Origin of the sequence: Sphingomonas sp. BK235, from assembly GCF_004345855.1 — a bacterium.
Lineage (GTDB): Bacteria > Pseudomonadota > Alphaproteobacteria > Sphingomonadales > Sphingomonadaceae > Sphingomonas.
This window is the reverse complement of the sequence record NZ_SLXN01000002.1, coordinates 74700-96517: the sequence shown is the minus strand read 5'-3', so window position 1 is coordinate 96517 and position 21818 is coordinate 74700. Positions and strand designations below refer to the sequence as shown.

Annotated in this window: 16 protein-coding genes and 1 tRNA gene; 13 read left to right on the top strand and 4 right to left on the bottom strand. The window is 71.2% G+C overall.

The features are described from left to right. Nucleotides 1-93: 93 nt before the first annotated feature. Nucleotides 94-168 (bottom strand) — tRNA-Gly (locus EV292_RS05945). A 160-nt stretch (nt 169-328) separates the two neighbouring features. Between EV292_RS05945 and EV292_RS05940 the strand changes: the two genes are divergently transcribed. The 10 genes from EV292_RS05940 to EV292_RS05900 all read left to right on the top strand — a co-directional run bounded on the left by EV292_RS05940 (nt 329) and on the right by EV292_RS05900 (nt 10600). Further along, nucleotides 329-1039: a response regulator transcription factor gene (locus EV292_RS05940; RefSeq protein ID WP_132908299.1), complete on the top strand. Its 711-nt coding sequence runs from the start codon at nt 329-331 to the stop codon at nt 1037-1039. 11 nt (nt 1040-1050) lie between these two features. Continuing rightward, a complete protein-coding gene (locus EV292_RS05935) occupies nt 1051-2364 on the top strand; it encodes an ATP-binding protein (protein ID WP_132908298.1) in 1314 nt (437 codons plus the stop codon). 265 nt (nt 2365-2629) lie between these two features. Then, complete coding sequence (locus EV292_RS05930) at nt 2630-4192, top strand: SulP family inorganic anion transporter (RefSeq protein WP_132908297.1); 1563 nt, start codon at nt 2630-2632, stop codon at nt 4190-4192. Nucleotides 4193-4360: 168 nt separating this feature from the next. After that, nucleotides 4361-5212, top strand: coding sequence for a TorF family putative porin (locus EV292_RS05925; protein ID WP_132908296.1), 852 nt, complete (start codon nt 4361-4363; stop codon nt 5210-5212). A 126-nt stretch (nt 5213-5338) separates the two neighbouring features. After that, complete coding sequence (locus tag EV292_RS05920; protein WP_132908837.1) at nt 5339-6235, top strand: tetratricopeptide repeat protein; 897 nt, start codon at nt 5339-5341, stop codon at nt 6233-6235. Then, nucleotides 6232-6855: an LON peptidase substrate-binding domain-containing protein gene (locus tag EV292_RS05915; protein ID WP_132908295.1), complete on the top strand. Its 624-nt coding sequence runs from the start codon at nt 6232-6234 to the stop codon at nt 6853-6855. Before EV292_RS05920 ends, EV292_RS05915 begins: the two co-directional genes overlap by 4 nt. Beyond that, entirely contained in the window at nt 6852-7046 is a 195-nt protein-coding gene (locus EV292_RS05910; protein ID WP_132908294.1) for a Trm112 family protein, read from the top strand. The genes EV292_RS05915 and EV292_RS05910 overlap by 4 nt, the downstream gene beginning before the upstream one ends. A 478-nt stretch (nt 7047-7524) precedes the next feature. Beyond that, on the top strand, nt 7525-7683 hold the full coding sequence (locus tag EV292_RS22515; RefSeq protein ID WP_165927034.1) for a hypothetical protein: 159 nt from the start codon (nt 7525-7527) through the stop codon (nt 7681-7683). Between the two features lie 111 nt (nt 7684-7794). Next, entirely contained in the window at nt 7795-8844 is a 1050-nt protein-coding gene (gene cheB / locus EV292_RS05905) for a chemotaxis-specific protein-glutamate methyltransferase CheB (protein ID WP_132908293.1), read from the top strand. Nucleotides 8845-8857: 13 nt separating this feature from the next. After that, complete coding sequence (locus tag EV292_RS05900; protein WP_132908292.1) at nt 8858-10600, top strand: hypothetical protein; 1743 nt, start codon at nt 8858-8860, stop codon at nt 10598-10600. Between the two features lie 21 nt (nt 10601-10621). On the opposite strand, the gene EV292_RS05895 is transcribed toward EV292_RS05900, so the two are convergent. The 3 genes from EV292_RS05895 to EV292_RS23335 all read right to left on the bottom strand — a co-directional run bounded on the left by EV292_RS05895 (nt 10622) and on the right by EV292_RS23335 (nt 13056). Beyond that, on the bottom strand, nt 10622-11038 hold the full coding sequence (locus EV292_RS05895) for a cupin domain-containing protein (protein ID WP_132908291.1): 417 nt from the start codon (nt 11036-11038) through the stop codon (nt 10622-10624). A 62-nt stretch (nt 11039-11100) separates the two neighbouring features. Then, complete coding sequence (locus EV292_RS05890; RefSeq protein ID WP_132908290.1) at nt 11101-11985, bottom strand: type 1 glutamine amidotransferase; 885 nt, start codon at nt 11983-11985, stop codon at nt 11101-11103. A 42-nt stretch (nt 11986-12027) separates the two neighbouring features. Beyond that, on the bottom strand, nt 12028-13056 hold the full coding sequence (locus tag EV292_RS23335) for a methyl-accepting chemotaxis protein (RefSeq protein WP_132908289.1): 1029 nt from the start codon (nt 13054-13056) through the stop codon (nt 12028-12030). Between the two features lie 315 nt (nt 13057-13371). Here EV292_RS23335 and EV292_RS05880 point away from each other — a divergent pair, with 315 nt between their 5' ends. Genes EV292_RS05880 through EV292_RS05870 form a run of 3 tightly spaced genes read left to right on the top strand, consistent with a single transcriptional unit; the run spans nt 13372 to nt 21659 of the window. After that, nucleotides 13372-16608 carry a TonB-dependent receptor gene (locus EV292_RS05880; RefSeq protein ID WP_132908288.1) on the top strand — a complete coding sequence of 1079 codons (3237 nt, stop codon included), beginning with the start codon at nt 13372-13374 and terminating at the stop codon, nt 16606-16608. A gap of 58 nt (nt 16609-16666) precedes the next feature. Next, a complete protein-coding gene (locus EV292_RS05875) occupies nt 16667-18175 on the top strand; it encodes a tryptophan halogenase family protein (protein ID WP_132908287.1) in 1509 nt (502 codons plus the stop codon). A 46-nt stretch (nt 18176-18221) separates the two neighbouring features. Further along, nucleotides 18222-21659 carry a LamG-like jellyroll fold domain-containing protein gene (locus tag EV292_RS05870; RefSeq protein WP_132908286.1) on the top strand — a complete coding sequence of 1146 codons (3438 nt, stop codon included), beginning with the start codon at nt 18222-18224 and terminating at the stop codon, nt 21657-21659. The last annotated feature ends 159 nt before the right edge of the window (nt 21660-21818 follow it).

Genomic DNA, 21818 nt, shown 5'->3' with positions numbered 1-21818 from the left:
CCCCCCATGCTTCCCCGCGATCAGGGCGGGGCGGGAACGCAGGAAAACGGCCCAGAAGGACCGCCGTCATCGCACCACAATGTTCGGAAAGACTGGAGCGGGCGAAGGGATTCGAACCCTCGACCCCAACCTTGGCAAGGTTGTGCTCTACCCCTGAGCTACGCCCGCTCTGGCGCCTGTGCCGCCCCTGTTCGTCAGGACCGGCTGGGTGAGGCGCGGCCACTAGCAGCGGCCCCGACGCCCGGCAACAGCTTTTTACACGGAAGCGCATTTTTCTCCCGCACGTGCGAATTGACCCCGATCAGCCCTGACCTTACGTCCCGCTGGCATGACCGCTCCAACGATCCTGCTCGTCGAGGATGATCCCTCGCTCCGCATGCTCACCGCGCGCGCGCTGCAGGAGAATGGCTTCGCGGTGCGCCCCGCCTCCGCCGCGCCCGAGATGTGGCTCGCGCTCGATTCGGGGCCGGTCGACCTCGTGCTGCTCGATATCATGCTGCCCGGCACCAGCGGGATCGACCTGTGCCGCTCGCTGCGCCAGAAGAGCGACGTGCCGATCATCTTCATGTCGGCGCGCGCGAGCGAGACCGACCGCGTCGTCGGGCTCGAACTGGGCGCGGACGATTATATCGCCAAGCCGTTCGGCACGCGCGAGCTGGTGGCGCGGGTGCGCGCGGTGCTGCGCCGCCCCGCGCTCGACCGCCGCGCCGGCGCGGGCGACCAGGGCATGCTGACCTTCGACGGCTGGACGATCAACCTGCCGCGGCGCGAGCTCAGCTCCCCCAGCGGCGCGATCGTCGACCTCACCGGCGCCGAGTTCGACCTGCTCGTCGTGCTGGCGGACCATGCGCAGCGCGTGATCGCGCGCGAGCGGCTGATCGAGCTCAGCCGGACACGGCTGGGCGACAGTTCGGACCGCTCGATCGACGTGCTGATCAGCCGGCTGCGCCGCAAGCTCGGCAGCGCTGGGGCCCCTGCGCCGATCGTGACGGTGCGCGGGGTCGGCTATATGCTCAACGCCCCGGTCGAGCGCGGCTGACGCCGCCGCGGATGCGCTTCCTGCGCCGCCCCGCGTTCGGCCTGCTCGGCCAGGTGGTGGCGATCCTGCTGCTGACGCTGGTGATCGAGTTCGGCGCCAGCACCCTGCTGTACGAGCGCGCCAGCCGCTTCGCGGTGCGCGACGACGAGGCCAACCGGCTCGCCGAGCATCTCGTCATCAGCCGCCGCCTGCTCGCCGAACGCCCCGCGGCGCAGCGCGAGCGCATGGCCGCGGAACTCACCACCGAGCGCTACGCGCTGCGCTGGAGCGAGGCGCTGCCCCCGCCGCCCCCGATCGCGCCCGCGCTCGACGAGATGCAGCGGCAGGTGATCGAGTGGGAGCCCTCGCTCGCCGCGACCGACCTCCGGCTGCGCGTGCAGACCCCGGGGCGGCGCTCGGTGGTGACCGGCGGCTTGCGGCTCGACGACGGCAGCTGGCTGTATTTCCGCACGCTCGAGCCGGTCGCGACGATCAACCTCGCGTTCGAGCGGATCGCGCTGGCGATGGTGCCGGCGATCGCGCTGATGGTGCTGGGCGGGATCCTGCTGCGCCGCGTGCTGCTGCCGCTGCGCCGGCTCGCCGCCGCGGCCGAGCGCGTCGGCCACGGCGACGTCGTGCCGGTGGAGGAGGACGGGCCGGGCGAGGTGCGCCGCGTGATCGGCGCGTTCAACCGCATGCAGGACCGTATCCAGGCGCTGATCGCGGGGCGCACGCAGGCGCTCGCCGCGGTGGGGCACGACCTGCGCACGCCGCTGGCGCGGCTGCACCTGCGCACCGAGTCGCTGCCGCGCTCCGAGACGCGCGAGGCGATCGCGCACGATGTCACCGAGATGGAGGCGATGATCACCTCGCTGCTCGCCTTCCTCGGCGGCGAGGCCGAGCCCGAGCCGCCGGGCGCGGTGGATCTGGCGGTGATGTGCGCGACGATCATCGACGACGCGCAGGATCGCGGCGCCGACGCGCGCTACGAAGGGCCGGACCATTGCGAGTGGAGCGTGCGGCGGCTCGGCTTCAAGCGCGCATTGGTCAACCTGGTCGAGAACGCGCTCCACTACGGCGAGCGCGCGACGCTGACGCTGCTGCCGCCCGACGGCGCGCTGACGATCCGGGTGGAGGACGACGGGCCGGGCATCCCCGACGACGAGCTCGACCGCGTGCTCGAACCGTTCGTGCGGCTCGACCCCGCGCGCGGGCGCGACACGGTGGGCTTCGGGCTGGGCCTGCCGATCGTCCAGCTCGCGGTCGCCGCCGAGGGCGGGACGCTGACGCTGTCGAACCGTCCCGAGGGCGGGTTGCGCGCGGAGATCGTCCTGCCGCGACGGTGAGGGGACGCGGCACTTCGATGGAGGGCGCGCCTCCGCAAGGTGTCGTTGCTTCTCGGCCCACCCGCGCGCGGCGAGCAACACAACGACACGTCGTGGCCGAACAGTGGACATCGCGCGGCGCTACTACCTGGACGATTACTCATCGGGAGGTCGTCGCCGTGAACCAGGCCGTCGGACGCGTGTTCAGTCTCGCGGAGCCGCGCTTGCCGCGGTCGCGCGATCTCCCTCGAGGCGACCGGACGGTCGCGCGCGGCGGGATCGCGTGATGGTCAGCGTCACTCATCCCACGACGCAGGCCGCGGCGGTCGCCCGCCCGGGTGTCTCGGTGCCGTCGCTCCGCTTCCTCGGCCGCGATCTCACCGCCTCGATCGTCGTCTTTCTCGTCGCCATGCCGTTGTGCATGGGGATCGCGATCGCCTCGGGCGTGCCCGCGGAGAAGGGCCTCATCACCGGCATCATCGGCGGCATCGTCGTCGGCGCGATCGCGGGCTCGCCGCTCCAGGTCAGCGGCCCCGCCGCGGGGCTGGCGGTGATCGTCTACGAGCTGGTGCGCGACCAGGGCATCGGCGCGCTCGGCCCGATCCTGATCCTCGCCGGGCTCGTCCAGTTCGCCGCGGGCGTGTTCCGCCTCGGCGGGTGGTTCAAGGCGATCTCGCCGGCGGTGGTGCACGGCATGCTCGCCGGCATCGGCGTGCTGATCGTCGTCGGCCAGTTCCACGTGCTGTTCGATCACCGCCCGCTGCCCAGCGGGCTGCAGAACCTCGCCGCGGCGCCCGGCCGGCTGTTCGGCCTGTCGAGCAACCTTCGGGCGACCGAATTCGCCTTCGCGATCGGCGTGGCGACGATCCTGGCGATGCTCGGTTGGGAGAAATTCCGCCCGAAAGCGATGCGGCTGCTGCCGGGCGCGCTGGTGGGCGTGGTGGTGGGCACGCTGCTGTCGCTGACGCTCGGGGTCGAGGTGGCGCGCGTGCAGGTGCCCGATTCGATCTTCGGCGCCATCGCACCGCCCAGCACCTCCGCGCTGGCGACCTGGCTCAACCCGTCGATCCTCGCGGCGGGCGTGGCGATCGCCTTCATCGCCTCGGCCGAGACCCTGCTCTCCGCCGCCGCGGTGGACAAGATGCACGACGGCGTCCGCACCGATTACAACAAGGAGCTGCGCGCGCAGGGCGTCGGCAACCTGCTGTGCGGCCTCGCCGGCGCGCTGCCGATGACGGGCGTGATCGTGCGCAGCTCGGCCAACGTCCAGGCGCAGGCGGCGACGCGGCTGTCGTCGATGCTGCACGGCGTGTGGATCCTCGGCTTCGTCGCGGCGCTGCCCTTCGTGCTGACCGCGATCCCGATGGCCGCGCTCGGCGCGATCCTGGTGGTCACCGGGGTGCGGCTGGTCAGCGTCAAGCACGCCACGCACCTGTTCCGCGATTATGGCGTGCTGCCGGTGCTGATCTGGGCGGCGACGCTGGCGACGGTGGTGGCGACCGATCTGCTCACCGGCGTGCTGGTCGGCATCGGGCTGACGATGCTCGAGCTGGTGCCGCACTTGCGCCGCCTGCGCCTCAAGGTGTTCGAGGCGAGCGACGGCGACTCGCACGCGATCACGCTCGACGGCACCGCCACCTTCGTCACCTTGCCCAAGCTGTCGGAGACACTCGACCGTGTCCCCGCGGGCACCGACGTGCGGATCGACGCGTCGCGACTCGACGCGGTGGACCATACCAGCGCCGAGATGCTGCGCGACTGGTTCCAGCGCCGCCGCGCGACCGGTGCCAAGGTCGAGATCACCGGCGCACGTGGCAGGATCGCCACACTGGCGGACCATCGCCACTGAGCGAGTGCAGCAAAACCTTTTGACACGAAGCGGAAATAATCGGGCAACACGGTCCGAATACCTCGGGAGGGTGGCTTAGCGGCTGCCCTCCCGTCGCCTTTCGCGGGGCGCGGGGGAGAGCACGCCCGGGTCACGAGCAGGAGGAGCCTCTGCCACAAGGGAGGTTCCATGAACTACACGCTTCGTCTCGCCGCCGTGCTGCTCGCCGCCGGCCTCGCCGTTCCCGCCGCCGCGCAGGACACCGATCCGCCCAAGCCCATCACCGTCTCCGGCTCCGTCGGGCTGGTCAGCGACTATCGCTTCCGCGGCGTGTCGCAGTCGGACGAGAATCTGGCGGTGCAGGGCGGCCTCACCATCGCGCACGAGAGCGGTCTCTATATCGGCACCTGGGGATCGAACCTCGCCGGCTGGGGTACGTTCGGCGGCGCCAACATGGAGCTCGATCTGATCGCGGGGTATAAGTTCCCGGTCGGCGACGGCACGCTCGACATCGGCGCGACCTGGTACATGTACCCGGGCGGCTTCAACAACACCGACTTCATCGAGCCCTACGTGAAGCTGTCGGGTACGCTCGGCCCCGCGTCGCTGACCGCCGGCGTCGCTTATGCGCCCAAGCAGGAGGCGCTCGGCAATTGGTATCTCAACGGCACCTCGGCGGCGAACGGCGTCTATGACCGGCCCGGCGACAAGAACGACAATCTCTACGTCTGGGGCGACATCGCCGCGGCGATCCCGGACACCGGGCTGACCGCCAAGGCGCATATCGGCGCGTCCAAGGGCAACAGCGGGCTCGGGCCGTTCGCCACCAGCGTCGCGCCGACGGGCGAATATGTCGACTGGATGCTGGGCGTCGATTACGCCGTGCCGAGCACGCCGCTGACGCTCGGCGTCGCCTATGTCGACACCGACATCACGATGCGCGAGGCGGCCTATCTCCAGCCGAGCTTCAGCCGCGGGCAGGACGGCACGGGCTCGATCGCGGGGAGCAAGCTGGTGGTCTCGCTTACCGCGGCCTTCTGAGCCTGCGGGTGCCGCGCGCGCGGCGCGGCGCCCGCCACACTCGGGCGCGGGGGGTTTGTATCCCCCGCCGCCTTCCCACATAAGGGCGCCCACAATCGCAGGAGCGCCGCTTTGGCCACGCTAGGAATGTCACCGGCAGAGAAGGAAGCCGTCCAGCGCTTCCGGTCGGAGGTCGTCGAGCCGTCGATGACCAGCCTCGTCATCATCGATTTCTGGGCCGAATGGTGCGGCCCGTGCAAGGCGCTCGCCCCCGTCCTGGAGAAGGTGGCGGCCGACTATGCCGACAAGGGCGTGGTGCTGGTCAAGGTCGACACCGACAAGGATCAGTTCGTCGCGGCGCAGTTCCAGATCCGCTCGATCCCGACGGTCTATGCGATGTTCCAGGGCCAGCTCGTCGCCGATCTGACGAGCGCGCGCACCGAGTCGCAGCTGCGCACGATCCTCGACCAGTTGCTGCGCCAGCTGCCGATCGCGGGCGAGGCGCAGGCGGCCGAGGCCGAGCTCGAGCCGCTGATCGCGATGGGGGAGCAGGTGCTCGCCGAGGGCGACGCCGCGCGCGCGCTGTCGATCTTCGACCAGCTCGCCGATATGGCGCCGGATCATCCCGCGGTGCTCTCGGGCCGCATCCGCGCGCTGGTCGCGGCGGGGCAGGTCGACGAGGCCGATGCCGCGATCGCCGCGCTGCCAGAGGACGTGGCGGCGCAGCCCGATGTCGCGCGCGCGCGCTCGGCGCTCGCCCTGGCGCGCTCCGCCCCCGCGATCGACGACCTCGCCCCGCTCGAGGCGGCGGTGGCGGCGGACCCGGACGACCTGCAGGCGCGCTACGATCTCGCCAACGCGCGCATGGCGGCGGGGGACCGTGATGCCGCGGCGCAGGGCTTCCTCGCGATCGTCGCGCGCGAACGCGACTGGAACGACGGCGCGGCGCGCCAGCAGCTCCTCAAGCTGTTTGAGGTGGTCGGGCTCGAAGACCCCTGGGTATCGGCACAGCGGCGCAAATTGTCCGCGACGTTGTTCGGATGAGCGAGCGGACGCGGCTCTCGATCTTCCCGCTGCCGGGCGCCCTGCTGTTCCCGCAGCTGCATCTGCCGCTGCATATCTTCGAGCCGCGTTACCGCGCGATGGTGTCCGACGCGATGGCGCGCGACCGCCGCATCGCGATGATCCAGCCGCGTCCCGACAGCGAGGACAATGCCGTCCCCGACCTGTTCGCGGTCGGCTGCGTCGGCCGCATCGCCGAGGTGGAGGCGCTGGACGACGGGCGCTACAATCTGATCCTCCAGGGCGTGTCGCTGTTCCGCGTGCTGCGCGAGATCGAGGTGGCGACCCCCTTCCGCCAGGTCGAGGCCGAGCTGATCGACACCGACGCGGATGAGACGCTGTCGCTGGGCGCGCGCGCCTCGCTCGAGCTGGAGGCGCGCCGCTTCGCCGAGGCGCAGGGCTATGCGGTCGACTGGAAGGCGGTGGGACGGCTGGACGACACCAGCCTGGTCAACGGGATCGCGCAGATCGCGCCGTTCGACGTCGCGGCCAAACAGGCGCTGCTCGAGGCCGCGGGCATCGCCGACCGTGCCGAGCTGCTGGTCCAGTTGATGCAATTCTTCGGACGCCACGACGGCGAAGACCGCGTGACGCTGCAATGAGCGACCCGTCGCGCCCGCCGATGCTCGACGATTGGCTGCTGGCGCGGCTGGTGTGCCCCGCCACGCGCACGCCGCTGCGCTACGATGCGGCGAGCGGCCGGCTGGTGTCGGACGTGGCGCGGCTGGCCTATCCGGTGCGCGACGGCGTGCCCGTCCTTCTGGTCGAGGAAGCGCTGCGGCTCGACGGCTGATCGCTGGCACCGGACACATACCTCATTCTAGGTGCGGCCCGCCTCATCGCCAAAATGAGTCTGACTCAAAGTGGCGCCCGAGCGCCGCTCGCCCCGCGGTTCGGCGAGGCTAAGGTGCTCATCTTACCGTCAAAGTGAAGCGACGCGCGCGGCCGCGCGGCGGACGCGCCGTCACCGCCGGAGAGTCGCGATCGGCTAGGATGGAGGCGAGCGCGCTCGGTCGTCCTGCCGCGCAGGGCACGCCGGGGCCAACGGTCCGGGACATCACACGACGCGGCCCGCCGACGCGCGGCGGCATGGCGAGAGGAACGCGCCGTGGCTTGAGCCTGTCGGATCATCGCGGGCGATCCGCATCCCGTCACGATGCCCATGCGCGCCGACACCATCAGGAACGCGCGTCACCGCGGCCGATCCGCGCCGGCACCCTCTATCATAGAGGGAGCCGGTCGCCCGACCGACCCTCTCCGTGGAGATTTCGATGGCGCGCCCCCATAACGATCCGACCATGCCGTGCGTCATCGCGGCGTCGCGCGACGGCCGCGCCGACGGCGATGCCGCGCCGACGCGGCGCAAGCGCTCGCTCCGCGTCGCGGCCACGCGCGACCGGCTTCGTCTGGCACACGCGAGGGCGCGATGATCGCTGCCGTGGCTACGGCCGCGGAGGGTCCTTCCTTGCCCGCTGACGTCGCGCCGCGCGACCTGCGATCGACGCCCGCGGCGGCTGTCGTCGTCGCGCGGGCGTGACGCGATGGCGCCGATCCGCGTTCTGGTGATCGACGACAGCGCGAGCGCCCGCGACGTTTTGTCGTCGATCCTGCGCGCGGATCCCGCGATGGCGGTGACCGTCGCCGCCGATCCCTTCGTCGCCGCGCGCCTGATCCGCGAGGCGGCACCCGACGTCATCACGCTCGCGGCGGCGATGCCGCGGCGGCAGGGGCTCACCTTCCTGCGCGAGCTGATGGCGCAGCGTCCGTTGCCAGTGGTGATGTGCGCGTCGGCGCTGGAGGACAAAGCGGAGGCGCTGTTCGTGGCGCTGGAGGCGGGCGCGGTCGACGTGATCCTGCTGCCGCGCGTCGACGCGATCGCGCAGCGGGAGGAGCGCCACGCGCACATCCGCGCGACGGTGAAGGGGGCGGCGCGCGCGCGTCCGCTGCCCCGCCCCGCGACGGAGGCGCCGCCGCGCCGGCTTCCCGCCGAGGCGATACCGGCCCCGTCGCATGCCGCCGGACCAGTGGTGTGCGTCGGCGCCGCCACCGGCGGCACGGCGGCGCTGATCGAGGTGATCGCCGCGCTGCCCGCCGGGGCGCCCGCGACCGTGGTGGTGCAGCACCTGCCCGAGCCGATCACGCGGGCGCTCGCGCGGCGGCTCGACACGCTCGCCGCGGTGGAGGTGCGCGAGGCGAGCGACGGCGACGAGCTGACGCGCGGGCGCGTGCTGATCGCGCCGGGCGGCACGCGCCACACGCTGCTGGGGCGGCGTGGCGCACGCTACTTCGTCCAGCTGCGCGACGGGCCATTGGTGGCGTGCCGCCGCCCCTCGGTGGACGTGCTGTTCCGCTCCGCCGCGCGCGCCGCCGGGGCTAATGCGGTGGGCATCCTCCTGACCGGGATGGGCGACGACGGCGCGCGCGGGCTGCTCGACCTGCGCCGGTCCGGCGCGCGCACGATCGCGCAGGACGAGGAGACGTCGGTGGTGTTCGGCATGGCCAGGGAAGCGATCGCCCACGGCGCGGCGGATCGGGTGGTGCCGCTGGGCCGGATCGCGCGCGAGCTGCTCCAGGCGGGCGCGCGACAGTGACAGGAGAGCGAGGATGCTGATGGCCACGATCGAGCCCGACCGCCATCTTACCCCGATCGAGCAGCTGATCGACGGGCTCAACGCCCTGTCGGCCGAGCTCGACGAACGCTTTCGCGCGATCGGCGAGACGCTGTCGATCACGGTCGCGACGATCGAGCGGGTGGCGGGCGTGCTGGAGGCGGCGCAGCACGCGCTCGCGCCCGAACAGGCGGGCATGGCGGTGGCGCAGCTGCGTGCCGCGGCGGCGCGGCTCGACGGCCTCCCCGCGGCGCAGCGTCAGCGCGGCGAGGACGTCGCGCTGCTGATCCAGCGGTCGCGCGCGCTGCGCGGGCTGCTCGCCGACATGGGCGAGATCATGCGGCTGCTCGGCTGCTACGGCATGAGCATCAAGATCGCCTCGGCGGGCGAGCCGGCCTTCTTCCAGTTCGTCGCGGTGATGCAGGAGAAGCTGGACGACAGCGAGCAGGAGCTGCGCCGCTTCGCGCAGGAGCTGGAGCGGTTCGGCCGCATCGTCGCCGACGTTCAGGCGACCGACCAGATGCTCGCGCAGGAGTTCGCGCGCGTCGGCGCGCAGGCGCCCGCGGAGCTGAGTGCCAGCGCGGACGCGCTCGAGGGCGAGCTCGCCGCGGTCGCACGTGTCGCCGCGCGCGCGGGTGCGATCGCGCGCCGGGTCGAGGCGGAGGTGCGGCACGTCCTCGCCGCGATCGAGCTGGGCGACGGTGTGCGCCAGCGCGTCGGCCATTGCGTCGCCGTGCTGCGCGCCATCGATCCGTCCGCGAGCGGCGCGGGCACGCCGCCGCCGCCGCGCGGCGCGGTGGCCCATCTGGCGCGGCTGGTGGCGGCGCAGATGCGCGCGACCGCGGACGACTTTCGCCAGGACAGCATCGCGCTGCTCGACGCGCTGAGCGGGCTGAGGCCGCTGACCGGCGAGTTGCTCGCGCTGGTGACGGCACAGGCGAGCGACCCCGCCGCGCCCGCGCCCGACGGCGCGGAGGCGCCGGGCGAGGTCGAAGAGGCGGGGACTGCGGCGCTGCTGCGGCTGGAACGCGGCATCGCCGCGGTGGGGGAAGTCACCGGACAATTGTTCGACGCCGACCAGCAGCTGGCGATGCTGTCCGCCTTCGTCGACGAGACCGTGGTCGACCTCGGCCGCGGGCTCGCGCGCGTGCGCAAGATCACGCAGGACGTGCAGGACATCGCGATCAACACGCGGCTGCTATGCCGTCGCCACGGCGCCACCGGGCGCGCGGTGGCGGTGATCGCGACCGAAGTGGATCCCTGCGCTCGGCGGCTGGAGCAGCGCCGCGTCGACGTGGCGGCGCTGATCGAGTCGCTCGGCGCGGTGGCGCTGGTGCGCGACGTCGACCTCGCCGCGGGCGATCAGCGGACGGTGCTGCGCGACGCGCTGACGGTGGTCCGCACCGCCTGCTCACGCTCCGACGCGGTGGTGAGCGGCGGCGGGGCCGCGCTGCGCGAGGTGGTCGCCACGCTCGACGGCTGCGTCGAGCAATTGCACGAGCAGCAGATGTTCATCAGCGCGCTGGAGACCGCGGCGGCCTCGCTGCACGATTGCACCGAAGGGCATGAGGCGATCGACGCGGAGGACGAGGCGAGCCTCCGCGCGCTGCTGCCCTGGGTCGCGACGCTCTACACGATGGCGCGCGAGCGCGAGATCCATCTCGCCTATCTGCTGCCCGGCATGGCGCCACCGGGATCGGCCGCGGCGGCACCCGGCGACGCGGACGGCGTCGCCTGAGTGCCGCCGCGTCGGCCGCGATCAGTGGCCGACCGTCTCGCGGATCGCGTCGGCGGCCTTGGCGAGCAGGCCCTTCTCGGCCTCCTCCGCCTCGGCCTTGGTGCGGAAGGCGGCACCCTCGGGCTCGGCCGGGGGCGCGTAGACCGAGAAGAGCTTGAGCGCGCCACTGCCCTTGTTGATCACATTGTGCTCGGCGCCCTTGGGTACGACGACGAGATGGTTGGCGCCCGCCTTGGCGGCATGGCCGTCGATCACGAACTGCGCCTCGCCGGCGACGATGTACGTGGTCTGGTCGGCACGATGCGTCTCGGTGCCGATCTCCTCCCCGGCGGGGATGCTCATCAGCACGATCTGTACCTTGGCGTCACGATACACTTCTTTCTGCCACAGCTCGTTCTTCTGCGCGAGCTCGACCATGTCCTTGTTGAAGATCGCCATGCGGGGCTCCTGCGGGTTGGTGTACGCGTCCGACGTTCGAGCCGCGCGGCTGTTCCCGCGCGTCAGCCGCGCCGGTTGGCGCGACGCGGGCGGACGAGCAGATCGATGAAGTTGCGCAGCTCGAGCGTGCGGCGCGCGGGATCGGTCACCTCGCGGTCGAGACCGAGCCGCCACGCCAGATCGCGCCGCCCGGGCGCGTCGCCGAGCGCGCGGACGAGCGCCGCCTGCGCCTCCACCTCGCCGCGGTCGCGCGCGAGATCGTGCGCGACCAGGTCATCGGCCTGGCGCTCCAGCGCGGCGGCGACCTCGTCCAGCGGCAGCTCGGGATGATATTGCACGCCCCAGAAGACACCGCCGCCGTGGCGGATCTCGGCCGCCTGGACGCGCGTCTCGCCGTTGGTGGCGAGCAGGGTCGCGCCCGCGGGCAGGTCGGCCACCTCGTCCGTGTGGATCGCCGGCGCGTCATAGGCGGGCGGGCGGCCGCGCAGCAGCGGATGCGAGCGCCCCGCCGCGGTCGGCGCGATCCGGCGCGCGAACCCCGCCTCGCGCCGCTCGCCCATCGCGCGGACGCGCCCGCCCGCCGCGACCACCGCGACCTGGAGCCCGGCGCACGAGCCGAACGACGGCACCCCAGCGGCGAACACCGCGCGCATGAACCGGATGATGCGGTCGCAGGCCGGGCTCTCCTCGTAGAGGTGGAGCGGCGAGCCGGTGAGGAACACCGCGTCATGGCTCGCGATCGCCGCTGCGGTGAGCGGCGCGGCCTCCGCGTCGGCCGGGGTGATCCGCGTGACGGTCGCCTCCGGGGCGAGCCGCGCGAGCAGCGCCGCATAGGTCTCGCCCGAGCTGCGGCCGACGCTGTCGCGCCGGCGCGCGCGCGCGTCGGGCGGCTCGCTCTCGGCGACGAGGAAGGCGAGCGGGGGCGGCGGGGCGGTGAGGTCGGGCACGGGCGGCGGGAACGTGCCACCGCGCCAGAAGGGTCCGCGGCGTCAGCGCGCCGCGAGGACGTCGCGGATCTCGGACTCGCTCGCGACATGGTCCTCGATCACGCAGCGGAAGCCGAGCCCGGGCACGCCATGATCGGTCGGGACGCTCGCCTGCGCCACCACCAGTCCGTCGAGCGAGCGCGTGATCCGCTCGCGCCGATCCACCACATGCGGGTGCGGATCGAGGAAGCGATAGCCGCCGGTGGTGGCGACGACGCGGCCGGCGGGGTCGACGATCGAGATGGTGGCGCGCGCATTGCTCTGGCGCAGCACGCCGATCATCTGATCGACCTGCCCCTCGAAATCGAACTCGAGGTAGCAGATCCCGACGATCGTGCCCTCGCACGCGACCGGCGCGACGAAGATCAGCACCTTGCGATCGTTGGACCAGGGGTTCTCCCAGACTTCGTCGGTCAGCCAGCCGGCCGCGGCGCCGCCCGCCATGACGCGGCGGAACTGCGCGAACTCGGCGAACTGGACGTCGCGCACGGCCATATTCTCGTGCGCGCAGACGCGCACCTTGCCCGTGGCGTCGACCAGGAAGGCGTTGAGGAAATAGGGGGAATAGCTGAGCAATGCGCGGAGCCGCTCCATCGCCCGCGCGCCGGCGCGATCGTCCTCGTCGAGCAGCAGGCTGGTGCGGATCGAATGGTCCGAGGCGAGGAAGCGGACGTCGATCGCGCGATCGTACAGCATCCGCGACAGCGCGTCGGCGATCGACTGGGCCAGCTCACCGAGCCGCCCCGCCTCCAGCTCGCCGACCAGCTCGGCGGCGATCTCGCTGCCCTGGCGCAGCCGCCCGAGCAGCTCCTCGCGGAAGGCGCGCGACAGGCTGCTGGCCTGCGCCGCGAGCGACTTCACCTCCTGCGCGACGATGCCGAAGCCGCGCCCGGCCTCGCCCGCGCGCGCCGCCTCGATAGCGGCGTTGATCGCGAGCAGCTTGGTCTGCGACGCGATCGCCTCGGAGCGGTCGGCGTGCGCGCGGACGTCGGTGCTGAGCGACCCCAGCAGGGAACGGATGCGACGCGGCATGGAAAATCCTGTGAACCGAGGTCTGTATACCGCCGAAGCGTGAACCGGGAGTAACTCACCTGTATCAAGCGCGGCGCCGGATCGACACGCCGCGACGCGACGACGGCTCGTCGACGCGCGACGAACGACTATTGCGCGGTATACTATGTGATCTTCGTGCCACATTGATCTTACCAAATAACGCCGGTGTGAGGGAACGTTCACATCATCGTGCCGCACCCGCCTCTTTGTCGCTTGACAGTGAGAGAACTTGGACAGATTAAAGCAAATTGATTGACGTATCGCCGAAGAGCGCGTCCGACGGGGAGGGGAATGATGAAGGGTTTCAACGGATTGAATGGTGGCCGCGCGAAGCTGCTGGCGGCGGTTTCGCTGGTCGGCCTGCTCGGCGTGCCGCTCAGCGCGGTCGCGCAGACCGGCGCCGGCACCGCGACCGGCGATGCCGCGACCACCGACCCCGACCGGGTCGCCGCGCCCGACCAGGCGAGTGACGAGCCCGCCGACATCGTCGTCACCGGCATCCGCGCCTCGCAGGCGCGCGCGATCGAGGTGAAGCGCAACGCCGACAGCGTCGTCGAGGCGATCAGCGCGCAGGACATCGGCAAGCTGCCCGACGTCACCATCTCCGACTCGCTTCAGCGCATCCCCGGCGTGCAGATCCGCCGCGACGCGGGCGAGGGCGCCGCGGTCAACATCCGCGGCCTGCCGCAGGTGACCACCCTGCTCAACGGCGAGCAGTTCCTCGGCGCCAATTCGGTGACGACGGTGCAGCCGAACTTCACCGACATCCCGTCGCAGCTCTTCTCGGGCGCGACCGTATTCAAGTCGCCGACCGCGTCGCTCCAGCAGGCGGGCCTCACCGGCACGATCGACCTGCTGACGCGGCGTCCGTTCGACCTCAAGCAGGGCCTGACCTTCTCGGCCGCGGGCGAGGGCCAGTATGGCGACAAGACCGAGAAGTGGAACCCGTCGTTCAACGGGCTGGTCGCCTATCACGGCGAGCGCTTCGGACTGCTCGTGTCGGCGTCGTACAGCGACCTGACGCTGGCGAACAGCTTCCGCGGGCTGCAGGACTATGGCGTCGCGCTGAACAACGAATATGGCCGCGGCGCGGTGACCAACCCGGACGGCACCCTCTCGCCCGCGGTCGCCGGACAATTCGCCATCGGCAACAACGGCGTCAGCCGCGGTACGCCGGTGCGCGACTCCGCGGGCACGCTGCTCGGCTATGACCTCAACGGCGACGGCGACGCCAATGACACGTTCATCACGCCGCAGTCGCACACGGCATGGAACCGCATCACCGATCGCCAGCGTTTCGGCGCGAACGCCTCGTTCCAGTTCGAGATCAGCGACTCGCTGCGGCTGACGGCGGACGGCTTCTACACGCGCCAGACGCAATATGACCGCACCGCGGGCTTCCAGTTCCAGAACGTCGACTGGCTGTCCTCGCCGTTCTCGCCGACCCAGTCGCGCGACACCGGCGCGGTCTATCAGCAGGCGGTGAACATCGGCGACCGGCTGAACCAGGCCGGTGACGGGCGCGACGCGATCACGGTCAACCGGCCGTTCAACGTCAACACCGTCCAGCAATATACCTACAGCCTGCCCAGCTTCGACAGCTATTCGGAGACGTTCCGCACCAAGAGCGAGTCGCAGAATTACAACCTGCAGCTCGACTGGAAGCCGAGCGAGACGTTCAAGGCGACGGTACGCGGCATCTACGGCAAGGCGTCGCGCGACCGCGATCAGTCCTACACCCAGTTCAGCCTGACCAACGGCCGCCAATGGGGCTATCAGCCCGACGGCAGCGCCAATCCCGGCGGGCAACAGATCGGCGGCCTGGGCAATTACCCGGCGTCGGTCGGCGGCGACCGCCAGTTCAACCCGACGGGCTATCAGGTCTACGGCCAGACCGCGACGGTGGATTATTCCAGCGGCGCCCCGGTGTTCGGCTTCTCGCCCGCCTTCCTCGCCCAGGCGAGTGACGCCTCGCGCTACGGCCTCAAGACGATCTCGTCGGAGGGCAACGTCTACCAGAACGGCGACATCTGGGCGCTGCGTGCGGACGGCGAGTGGCAGGCCAACGACCAGCTCAAGGTCGCCTTCGGCGCGCGCTACGGCGAGCGCAGCGTCGAGCAATATACGTTCGACCGCGTGTCGCCGTTCTACGCCGGCAACACCGACAATCCGCAGAACCCGGCGGCGGGCTGCCTCGTCAAATGGAAGGCGTTCGACGTCAACCTCAACGACAAGTCGTGCTCGGTGCTGGACGCCGGCGGCACGGCCTATACGGCGGGCCTGACGCGGCAGGCGACCGACCCGATCTTCGCGGGCCTGGTCAAGCAATATGCGCTGCCGGCCGCGGGGACGCCGGCGCTGTGGGCGCTCGATCCCAAGGCGATGGACAACAGCGAAGCCTGGCAGAACACCTTCTATCCGGGCAGCCAGAACATCGTGAACCCGGCCTCGTCGTTCGACGTCAACACGCGCCAGATCTCGGGCTACGCGCAGGTGGCGGGCGAGGGCGAGCTGCTCGGGATGGCGTTCCGCGCCAACGGCGGCTTGCAGGTGGTCAACACCCGCCTCAACGTCCGCCAGAACATCGTGGGCGTGCCGCAGCCCTATGGCGTCGCCGGCGTCGACGCGGGTGACCTCGTCACCGAGCGCGATTTCACCGACTTCCTGCCCTCGATCAACATCGCCTTCGACGTCACCGACAAGCTGCGCGCGCGCGCCGCTTTCTCGAAGACGATGACGCTGCTCGACTTCCAGCAGTGGGGCGGCGGCCTCAACATCAACTATGCGATCAACACCAACGTGTCGCCGTCGCGCTTCGAGGCGCGCACCGCCGACTCGCTCGGCAACCCGAACCTCAACCCGTGGCGGGCCACCAACGTCGAGGGCAGCCTGGAATATTACACCGGGCGGTCGAGCCTGGTCGCGGCCGGCGCCTTCTACATCGCGGTCGACAGCTTCATCGACCGCACCACCGAGCTGCGCAACGACATCCCGGACAATGACGGTGTGATCCGCCGTCCGGTCACCACCAACACCTTCCGCCAGGGTGAGGGCGGGACGCTCAAGGGCATCGAGCTCTCGGCGCGCCAGTCGCTCGCCGACTATGGCGTCAACGGGCTGTTCGGCGGCTTCGGCGTCGACGCCAATTACACGCTGTCGCTGGGCGACGCGGGGCTCGTCGATCTGGCGGGCAACAACCAGCCGTTCCAGGACAATTCGAAGCACCAGATCAACGCGGCGCTGTGGTTCGAGAAATATGGCCTGCAGGCGCGCGTGGCGTACAACTACCGCTCGAAGCGGCTGGTGTCGTCCAACTACGGCGGCATCGAAGGTCTGGCGCAATATCAGAAGCCGACCAACTATCTCGACGCCTCGATCTCGTATGACGTGACGCCGTTCTTCACCCTCTACGGCCAGGCCTCCAACCTGACCGCCGAGACCGAGCGTTACTATCTCACCTGGACCGATCAGGTGTTCAACGAGAACATCTACGAGCGGCGCTTCATCGCCGGCGCGCGCGTCCGCTTCTGATCGTCCTGGTCACCGCTCTTGCCCTCGGGCAGGAGCGGTGGCGGGTGAGGGACGCATCATGACGCACGCACCGATCCGCTCGATCACGATCGTCGGCGGGGGCACCGCCGGCTGGATGGCGGCGACCTGGCTGGCGCGCCGCTTCGCGCACCTGCGGCTCGCCATCACCGTGGTCGAGAGCGCCGCGATCGGCACCGTCGGCGTCGGCGAGGCGACCGTGCCCGCGATCCGCGACTTCCTCGCCGCGGTCGAGCTCGGCGAGGCCGAGGTGCTGCGCCAGACCGAGGGCACGATCAAATACGGCATCCGCTTCCGCGACTGGCAGCGCGACGGCCACGATTTCTTCCACCCCTTCGGCCTGTACGGCGTGGCGGCGCGCGGCGTCGCCTTCCACCATTATTGGCTCAAGCTGCGCCAGGCGGGCGACCCGACCCCGCTCGGGGCCTATTGCGTCGCGACCCAGCTGGCCGAGCGCGACCTGTTCCTGCCGCCCGCCGAGCGGCCGGCGAACGACCTCGGCGTGTTCAACTTCGCGCTCCACTTCGATGCGTCGAAGTTCGCCGCGCTGCTCAAGCGGCTGGCGCTGGCCAACCATGTCCGCCACGTCGAGGGCCGCATCACCGAGGTGCTCCGCCACGGCGAGCGCGGCACCGTGGCGGCGGTACGGCTCGAGGACGGCACGCGCCTCGAGGGCGACCTGTGGATCGACTGTTCGGGCTTCCGCAGCCTGCTGCTCGGCGAGGCGATGGAAGTGCCGTACGTCGACTGGCGCCGCTGGCTGCCGTGCGACCGCGCGGTGGCGATCCCGTGCCGCGCGTCGGGGCCGCATCGCCCGCTCACCACCGCGACGGCGCGTCCGGCGGGGTGGCAGTGGCATATCCCGCTGCGCCACCGCACCGGCAACGGCTATGTCTATTGCTCCGATTTCGCGAGCGACGACGCGGCCGAGGCGCTGCTGCGCGAGAGTATCGAGGGCGAGGCGCTCGCGCCGGCCAACCGGCTGCGCTTCACCGCGGGGCATCGCGCGCGCTTCTGGGAGAAGAACGTCGTCGGGCTCGGGCTCGCCTCGGGTTTCCTCGAGCCGCTCGAGTCGACCAGCATCTCGCTGATCCAGTCGGGGCTCGACCGGCTCGCGCCGTTGTTCCCCGATCAGGGCTTCGACCCGCGGCTGGCGGCGACCTACAACCGCCAGTCGGTGCTGGAGTTCGAGCGGATCCGCGACTTCCTGCTGCTCCACTATCTCCCCAACCGGCGCGAGGGCGAACCTTTCTGGGACGCGATCCGCGCGGTGCCGCCGACCGACGGGCTCCAGGCCAAGCTCGACGCGTGGCGCGCCGCGGGCGAGTTCGTGCGGCGCGAGTGGGACACGTTCCAGGACCCGAGCTGGCTCAGCCTCTACGCCGGCTTCGACGACCTGCCCGCGCGCCCGTCGCCGCTGGCGGACCAATATGACGTCGCGACGCTCGCCGACAGCCTGACGCGGATGCGCGAGGCGATCGCGGGCACGTTGCGGCTGGCCGAGCCGCACCAGGATTTCCTCCGCCGCGTCGCGGCCGGGGGACAGTGACAGCGCGCCGCGGCGCCAACCGGGAAGAGAGACGATGGGGGCGAGCATGAAGCGCGCGGCATGGCTGCTGGCGGGGACCGGACTGGCGCTCGGCGCCGGGGTCGCGGCGCGCGCCGACGTGCCGGGCAACGGCGGACCGTATAACGTGCGGAGCCTCGCCGGCGGGATCGGGATCGAGCGCCCGCTCGCGCGTGCCGACGCGCTGGCGGCGGCGGGTGCGCCCTACACGCTGAGCGCCTGGGTCCGCCCCGACTCGGTGCAGGACGGCGCGGTCACGCTGATCGCGCTCGGCGCCGCGCCGACGCAGCGCGCGCTGCTGCTCGGCGCCGCGCCGACGCAGCGCGCGCTGCTGCTCGACGGTGGCCGGCTGGTGCTGCGCGACGGCGCGGCGACGGTCCGCGGGCCGGCGCTGAGGCCCGGCACGTGGGTCCATGTCGCGGCGGTCTCGGACGGCGCGCGCGCGACGCTCTATGTCGACGGGCGCCGCGTCGGCGGTGGTGCGGCGCGCGCGACCGCGGTGACGCCCGTGATCGCGATCGCGCCGCCCGGCGCGGCACATTTCGGCGGCCAGCTCGTCGGTGCGACAGCGGAGAGTGGCGCGACCGACGCGCCCGCGCTCGCCGCCGCGGCGCGCGCGCGCCCCGACTTCGACACGGTGCAGATGACCGAGATCGGCGTCGGCTGGCCGTTCCAGAAGACCGCCAATATCGGACTCACCGTCCAGCAGGACGCCTGGACGCTCCCCAGGTCGCGCGCCGACGCGACGACCAAGCCCGTCGCCAAGCCGGTGCCGCAGCGGGCGGTGGTGCAGCCGACCGCGCCGGGCCATTGGCAGCTCAACGGCTGGCAGCTCGCCGCTGCGCCCGAGGTCGCCGGTGACGGCGCCGCGCTGTCGCGCCCCGGCGCCGTCAAGGGTGACGCGTGGCGCGCCGCGACCGTGCCCGGCACCGTGCTCCAGACGCTGGTCGACCGCGGCGTCTACCCGGACCCCTATTACGGGCTGAACAACCTCCAGATTCCCGAGCGGCTCGCCCGGCAGGACTATTGGTACCGCACGCGCTTCACGGTCCCGACCGAGGCGGCGGGCAAGCGGCTGACGCTCGTCTTCGGCGGCATCAACTATGCCTCCGAGGTGTGGGTGAACGGCGAGCGGCTCGGCAGCACGCGCGGCGCGTTCATCCGCGGCCAGTTCGCCTATACGCCGGTGGCGGGCGAGAATGTCGTGGCGGTGCGCGTCTCGCCGCCGCCGCACCCCGGCATCCCGCACGAGCAGTCGGTCGCCGCGGGCGTCGGCGAGAACGGCGGCCAGCTCGCCATCGACGGCCCCACCTTCGTCGCCACCGAGGGCTGGGACTGGATCCCCGGCATCCGCGACCGCAACACCGGCCTCTGGCGCCCGGTCGAGCTGGTCGCGACCGGCGCGGTCAAGATCGGCGACCCGCACGTCGTCACCGACCTGCCGCTGCCGCGTACCGACAGCGCGGACGTCTATGTCACCGTGCCGCTCGACAATGCCGGCGCGGCCGCGCCCGTGACGGTGCGCGTCGCCTTCGGCGGTGTCACGGTCGAGCGGCAGGTCACCGCCGCGCCGGGGCACAGCGAGGTCGCCTTCACCCCGCGCGACTTCCCGCAGCTGCGCGTCGCCGACCCACAGCTGTGGTGGCCCAACGGCTATGGCGAACCGCACCTCTACGACGTTACCTATCAGGTGAGCGATGCCGCGGGCGTGTCCGACCTGCGCCAGGGCCGCTTCGGCATCCGCGAGGTGAGCTACGACCTGTCGCTGTTCGATCCCGCCGGGGCGCTCCGCCGCGTCAACGTCCAGACCACCGACGGCGCGCTCGCGGGCACCAAGCTGATCGACGTGCGCCACGCCGCGATCAAGGAGTCGCCGCGCGGCTGGGCCGAGTCGCTCACCGCCGCGGGCGCGAACTCGAAGGCGGTGACGCCGATCGCCGAGACCCTGCCCGAGCCGCACCTCACGCTGCGCGTCAACGGCGTGCGCATCGCCGCGCGCGGCGGCAATTGGGGGATGGACGACGCGATGAAGCGCGTGAGCTACGACTGGCTCAAGCCCTTCTTCCGGCTCCAGCGCGAGGCGCACATGAACGTCATCCGCAACTGGATGGGCAACAACGACGAGGAGGAGTTCTTCGATCTCGCCGACGAGAACGGCATGATGGTGCTCAACGATTTCTGGCAGTCGACGCAGAACTTCCAGGTCGAGCCCGACGACCCCTCGCTGTTCCTCGCCAACGCGCGCGACACGATCGCGCGCTACCGCAACCATCCCTCGATCGTGCTGTGGTTCGGGCGCAACGAGGGCGTGCCCTATCCCACGCTCAACGAGGGGCTCGACCAGGCGGTGTTCGAGCTGGACGGCACGCGCTGGTTCACCGGCAGCTCGAACGTGGTCAACCTGCAGGGCTCGGGGCCGTACAATTACCGCTCGCCGGTCGGCTATTTCACCGATCTCGCCACCGGCTTCTCGGTCGAGACCGGGACGCCGTCGCTGTCCACCGCGGAGTCGATCGCCAGCTACGTGCCCGCCGCCGACCGCTGGCCGCTCGGCGACGTGCTCGCCTATCACGACTGGCACGTCAGCGGGAACGGCGACACCAAGACCTTCACCGCGACGCTCGAACGGATGTTCGGCGCGGGCACCAGCTTCGCCGACTTCGAGCGCAAGGCGCAGATGATGAATCTGGAGACGCACAAGGCGATGTTTGAGGGCTTCCTCGGCCATCTCTGGACCAAGAACTCGGGGCGACTGCTGTGGATGACGCACCCCGCCTGGCCGTCCAACGCGTGGCAGATCTACTCCTGGGACTATGACACGCACGCGGCTTACTATGGCGCGAAGAAGGCGACCGAGCCGCTCCACGTCCAGCTCAACCTGCCGGGCAACGAGCTGGTGGTGCTCAACACGACGCAGGCCGCCGCGCCGGGGCTGACCGCGCGCGTGCGCGTCGTCGGGCTGGACAATCGCGAGCTGTTCGCGCGCGAGGATCGTCTCGACGCCGCGGCCAACGCCGCGACGACGCTGGCGGCGGTGCCGCTCGACCGACTGTTCGCCGAGCATCCGATGGTGCTGGTGAAGCTGGTGCTGAGCGACACCGCGGGGAAGATGGTGTCGGAGAACTTCTACTGGCGCGGCCGCGACGAGGGCGCCTATCGCGCGCTCAACGATCTCGCGCCGGTCGCGCTGGGGACGTCGGTAGAGAGTGCGGCGGAGGGCGAGGACCGCATCGTGCGCGTGACGCTGAGCAACGACGGTGCCGTGCCCGCGCTCAACGCCAAGCTCACGCTGGTCGATGCCGCGGGCAAGCGCGTGCTGCCGGCCTATTACGACGACAATTACGTCGCGCTGCTGCCGGGCGAGAAGAAGGTGATCGCGATCCGCTATCCCGCGAATGAGGCGATCGCGGCGGCGGTGACGCTGGCGGGCTGGAACGTCCGCGAGAGCAAGGTGGCGGTGAAGTGAGGCACGCGCTGCTCGCCGCGCTGGCGCTGGTGGGGATGGCGGCGGCTGCCGCGACGGGAGCGGCCGACCTCGACGTCCGCGGACTAGCCAAAGGGCGGGCCTCCTTGACCCTCCGTCATCCCGGACTTGTTCCGGGATCCACGTCACCGCGTACCTACC

What these genes read in the sequence shown, in the direction of transcription:
- EV292_RS05940 (WP_132908299.1), top strand. Translation starts at nt 329, where the DNA reads ATGACCGCTCCAACGATCCTGCTCGTCGAGGATGATCCCTCGCTCCGC.
- EV292_RS05935 (WP_132908298.1), top strand. Translation starts at nt 1,051, where the DNA reads ATGCGCTTCCTGCGCCGCCCCGCGTTCGGCCTGCTCGGCCAGGTGGTG.
- EV292_RS05930 (WP_132908297.1), top strand. Translation starts at nt 2,630, where the DNA reads ATGGTCAGCGTCACTCATCCCACGACGCAGGCCGCGGCGGTCGCCCGC.
- EV292_RS05925 (WP_132908296.1), top strand. Translation starts at nt 4,361, where the DNA reads ATGAACTACACGCTTCGTCTCGCCGCCGTGCTGCTCGCCGCCGGCCTC.
- EV292_RS05920 (WP_132908837.1), top strand. Translation starts at nt 5,339, where the DNA reads ATGTCACCGGCAGAGAAGGAAGCCGTCCAGCGCTTCCGGTCGGAGGTC.
- EV292_RS05915 (WP_132908295.1), top strand. Translation starts at nt 6,232, where the DNA reads ATGAGCGAGCGGACGCGGCTCTCGATCTTCCCGCTGCCGGGCGCCCTG.
- EV292_RS05910 (WP_132908294.1), top strand. Translation starts at nt 6,852, where the DNA reads ATGAGCGACCCGTCGCGCCCGCCGATGCTCGACGATTGGCTGCTGGCG.
- EV292_RS22515 (WP_165927034.1), top strand. Translation starts at nt 7,525, where the DNA reads ATGGCGCGCCCCCATAACGATCCGACCATGCCGTGCGTCATCGCGGCG.
- cheB (WP_132908293.1), top strand. Translation starts at nt 7,795, where the DNA reads ATGGCGCCGATCCGCGTTCTGGTGATCGACGACAGCGCGAGCGCCCGC.
- EV292_RS05900 (WP_132908292.1), top strand. Translation starts at nt 8,858, where the DNA reads ATGCTGATGGCCACGATCGAGCCCGACCGCCATCTTACCCCGATCGAG.
- EV292_RS05895 (WP_132908291.1), bottom strand. Translation starts at nt 11,038, where the DNA reads ATGGCGATCTTCAACAAGGACATGGTCGAGCTCGCGCAGAAGAACGAG.
- EV292_RS23335 (WP_132908289.1), bottom strand. Translation starts at nt 13,056, where the DNA reads ATGCCGCGTCGCATCCGTTCCCTGCTGGGGTCGCTCAGCACCGACGTC.
- EV292_RS05880 (WP_132908288.1), top strand. Translation starts at nt 13,372, where the DNA reads ATGAAGGGTTTCAACGGATTGAATGGTGGCCGCGCGAAGCTGCTGGCG.
- EV292_RS05875 (WP_132908287.1), top strand. Translation starts at nt 16,667, where the DNA reads ATGACGCACGCACCGATCCGCTCGATCACGATCGTCGGCGGGGGCACC.
- EV292_RS05870 (WP_132908286.1), top strand. Translation starts at nt 18,222, where the DNA reads ATGAAGCGCGCGGCATGGCTGCTGGCGGGGACCGGACTGGCGCTCGGC.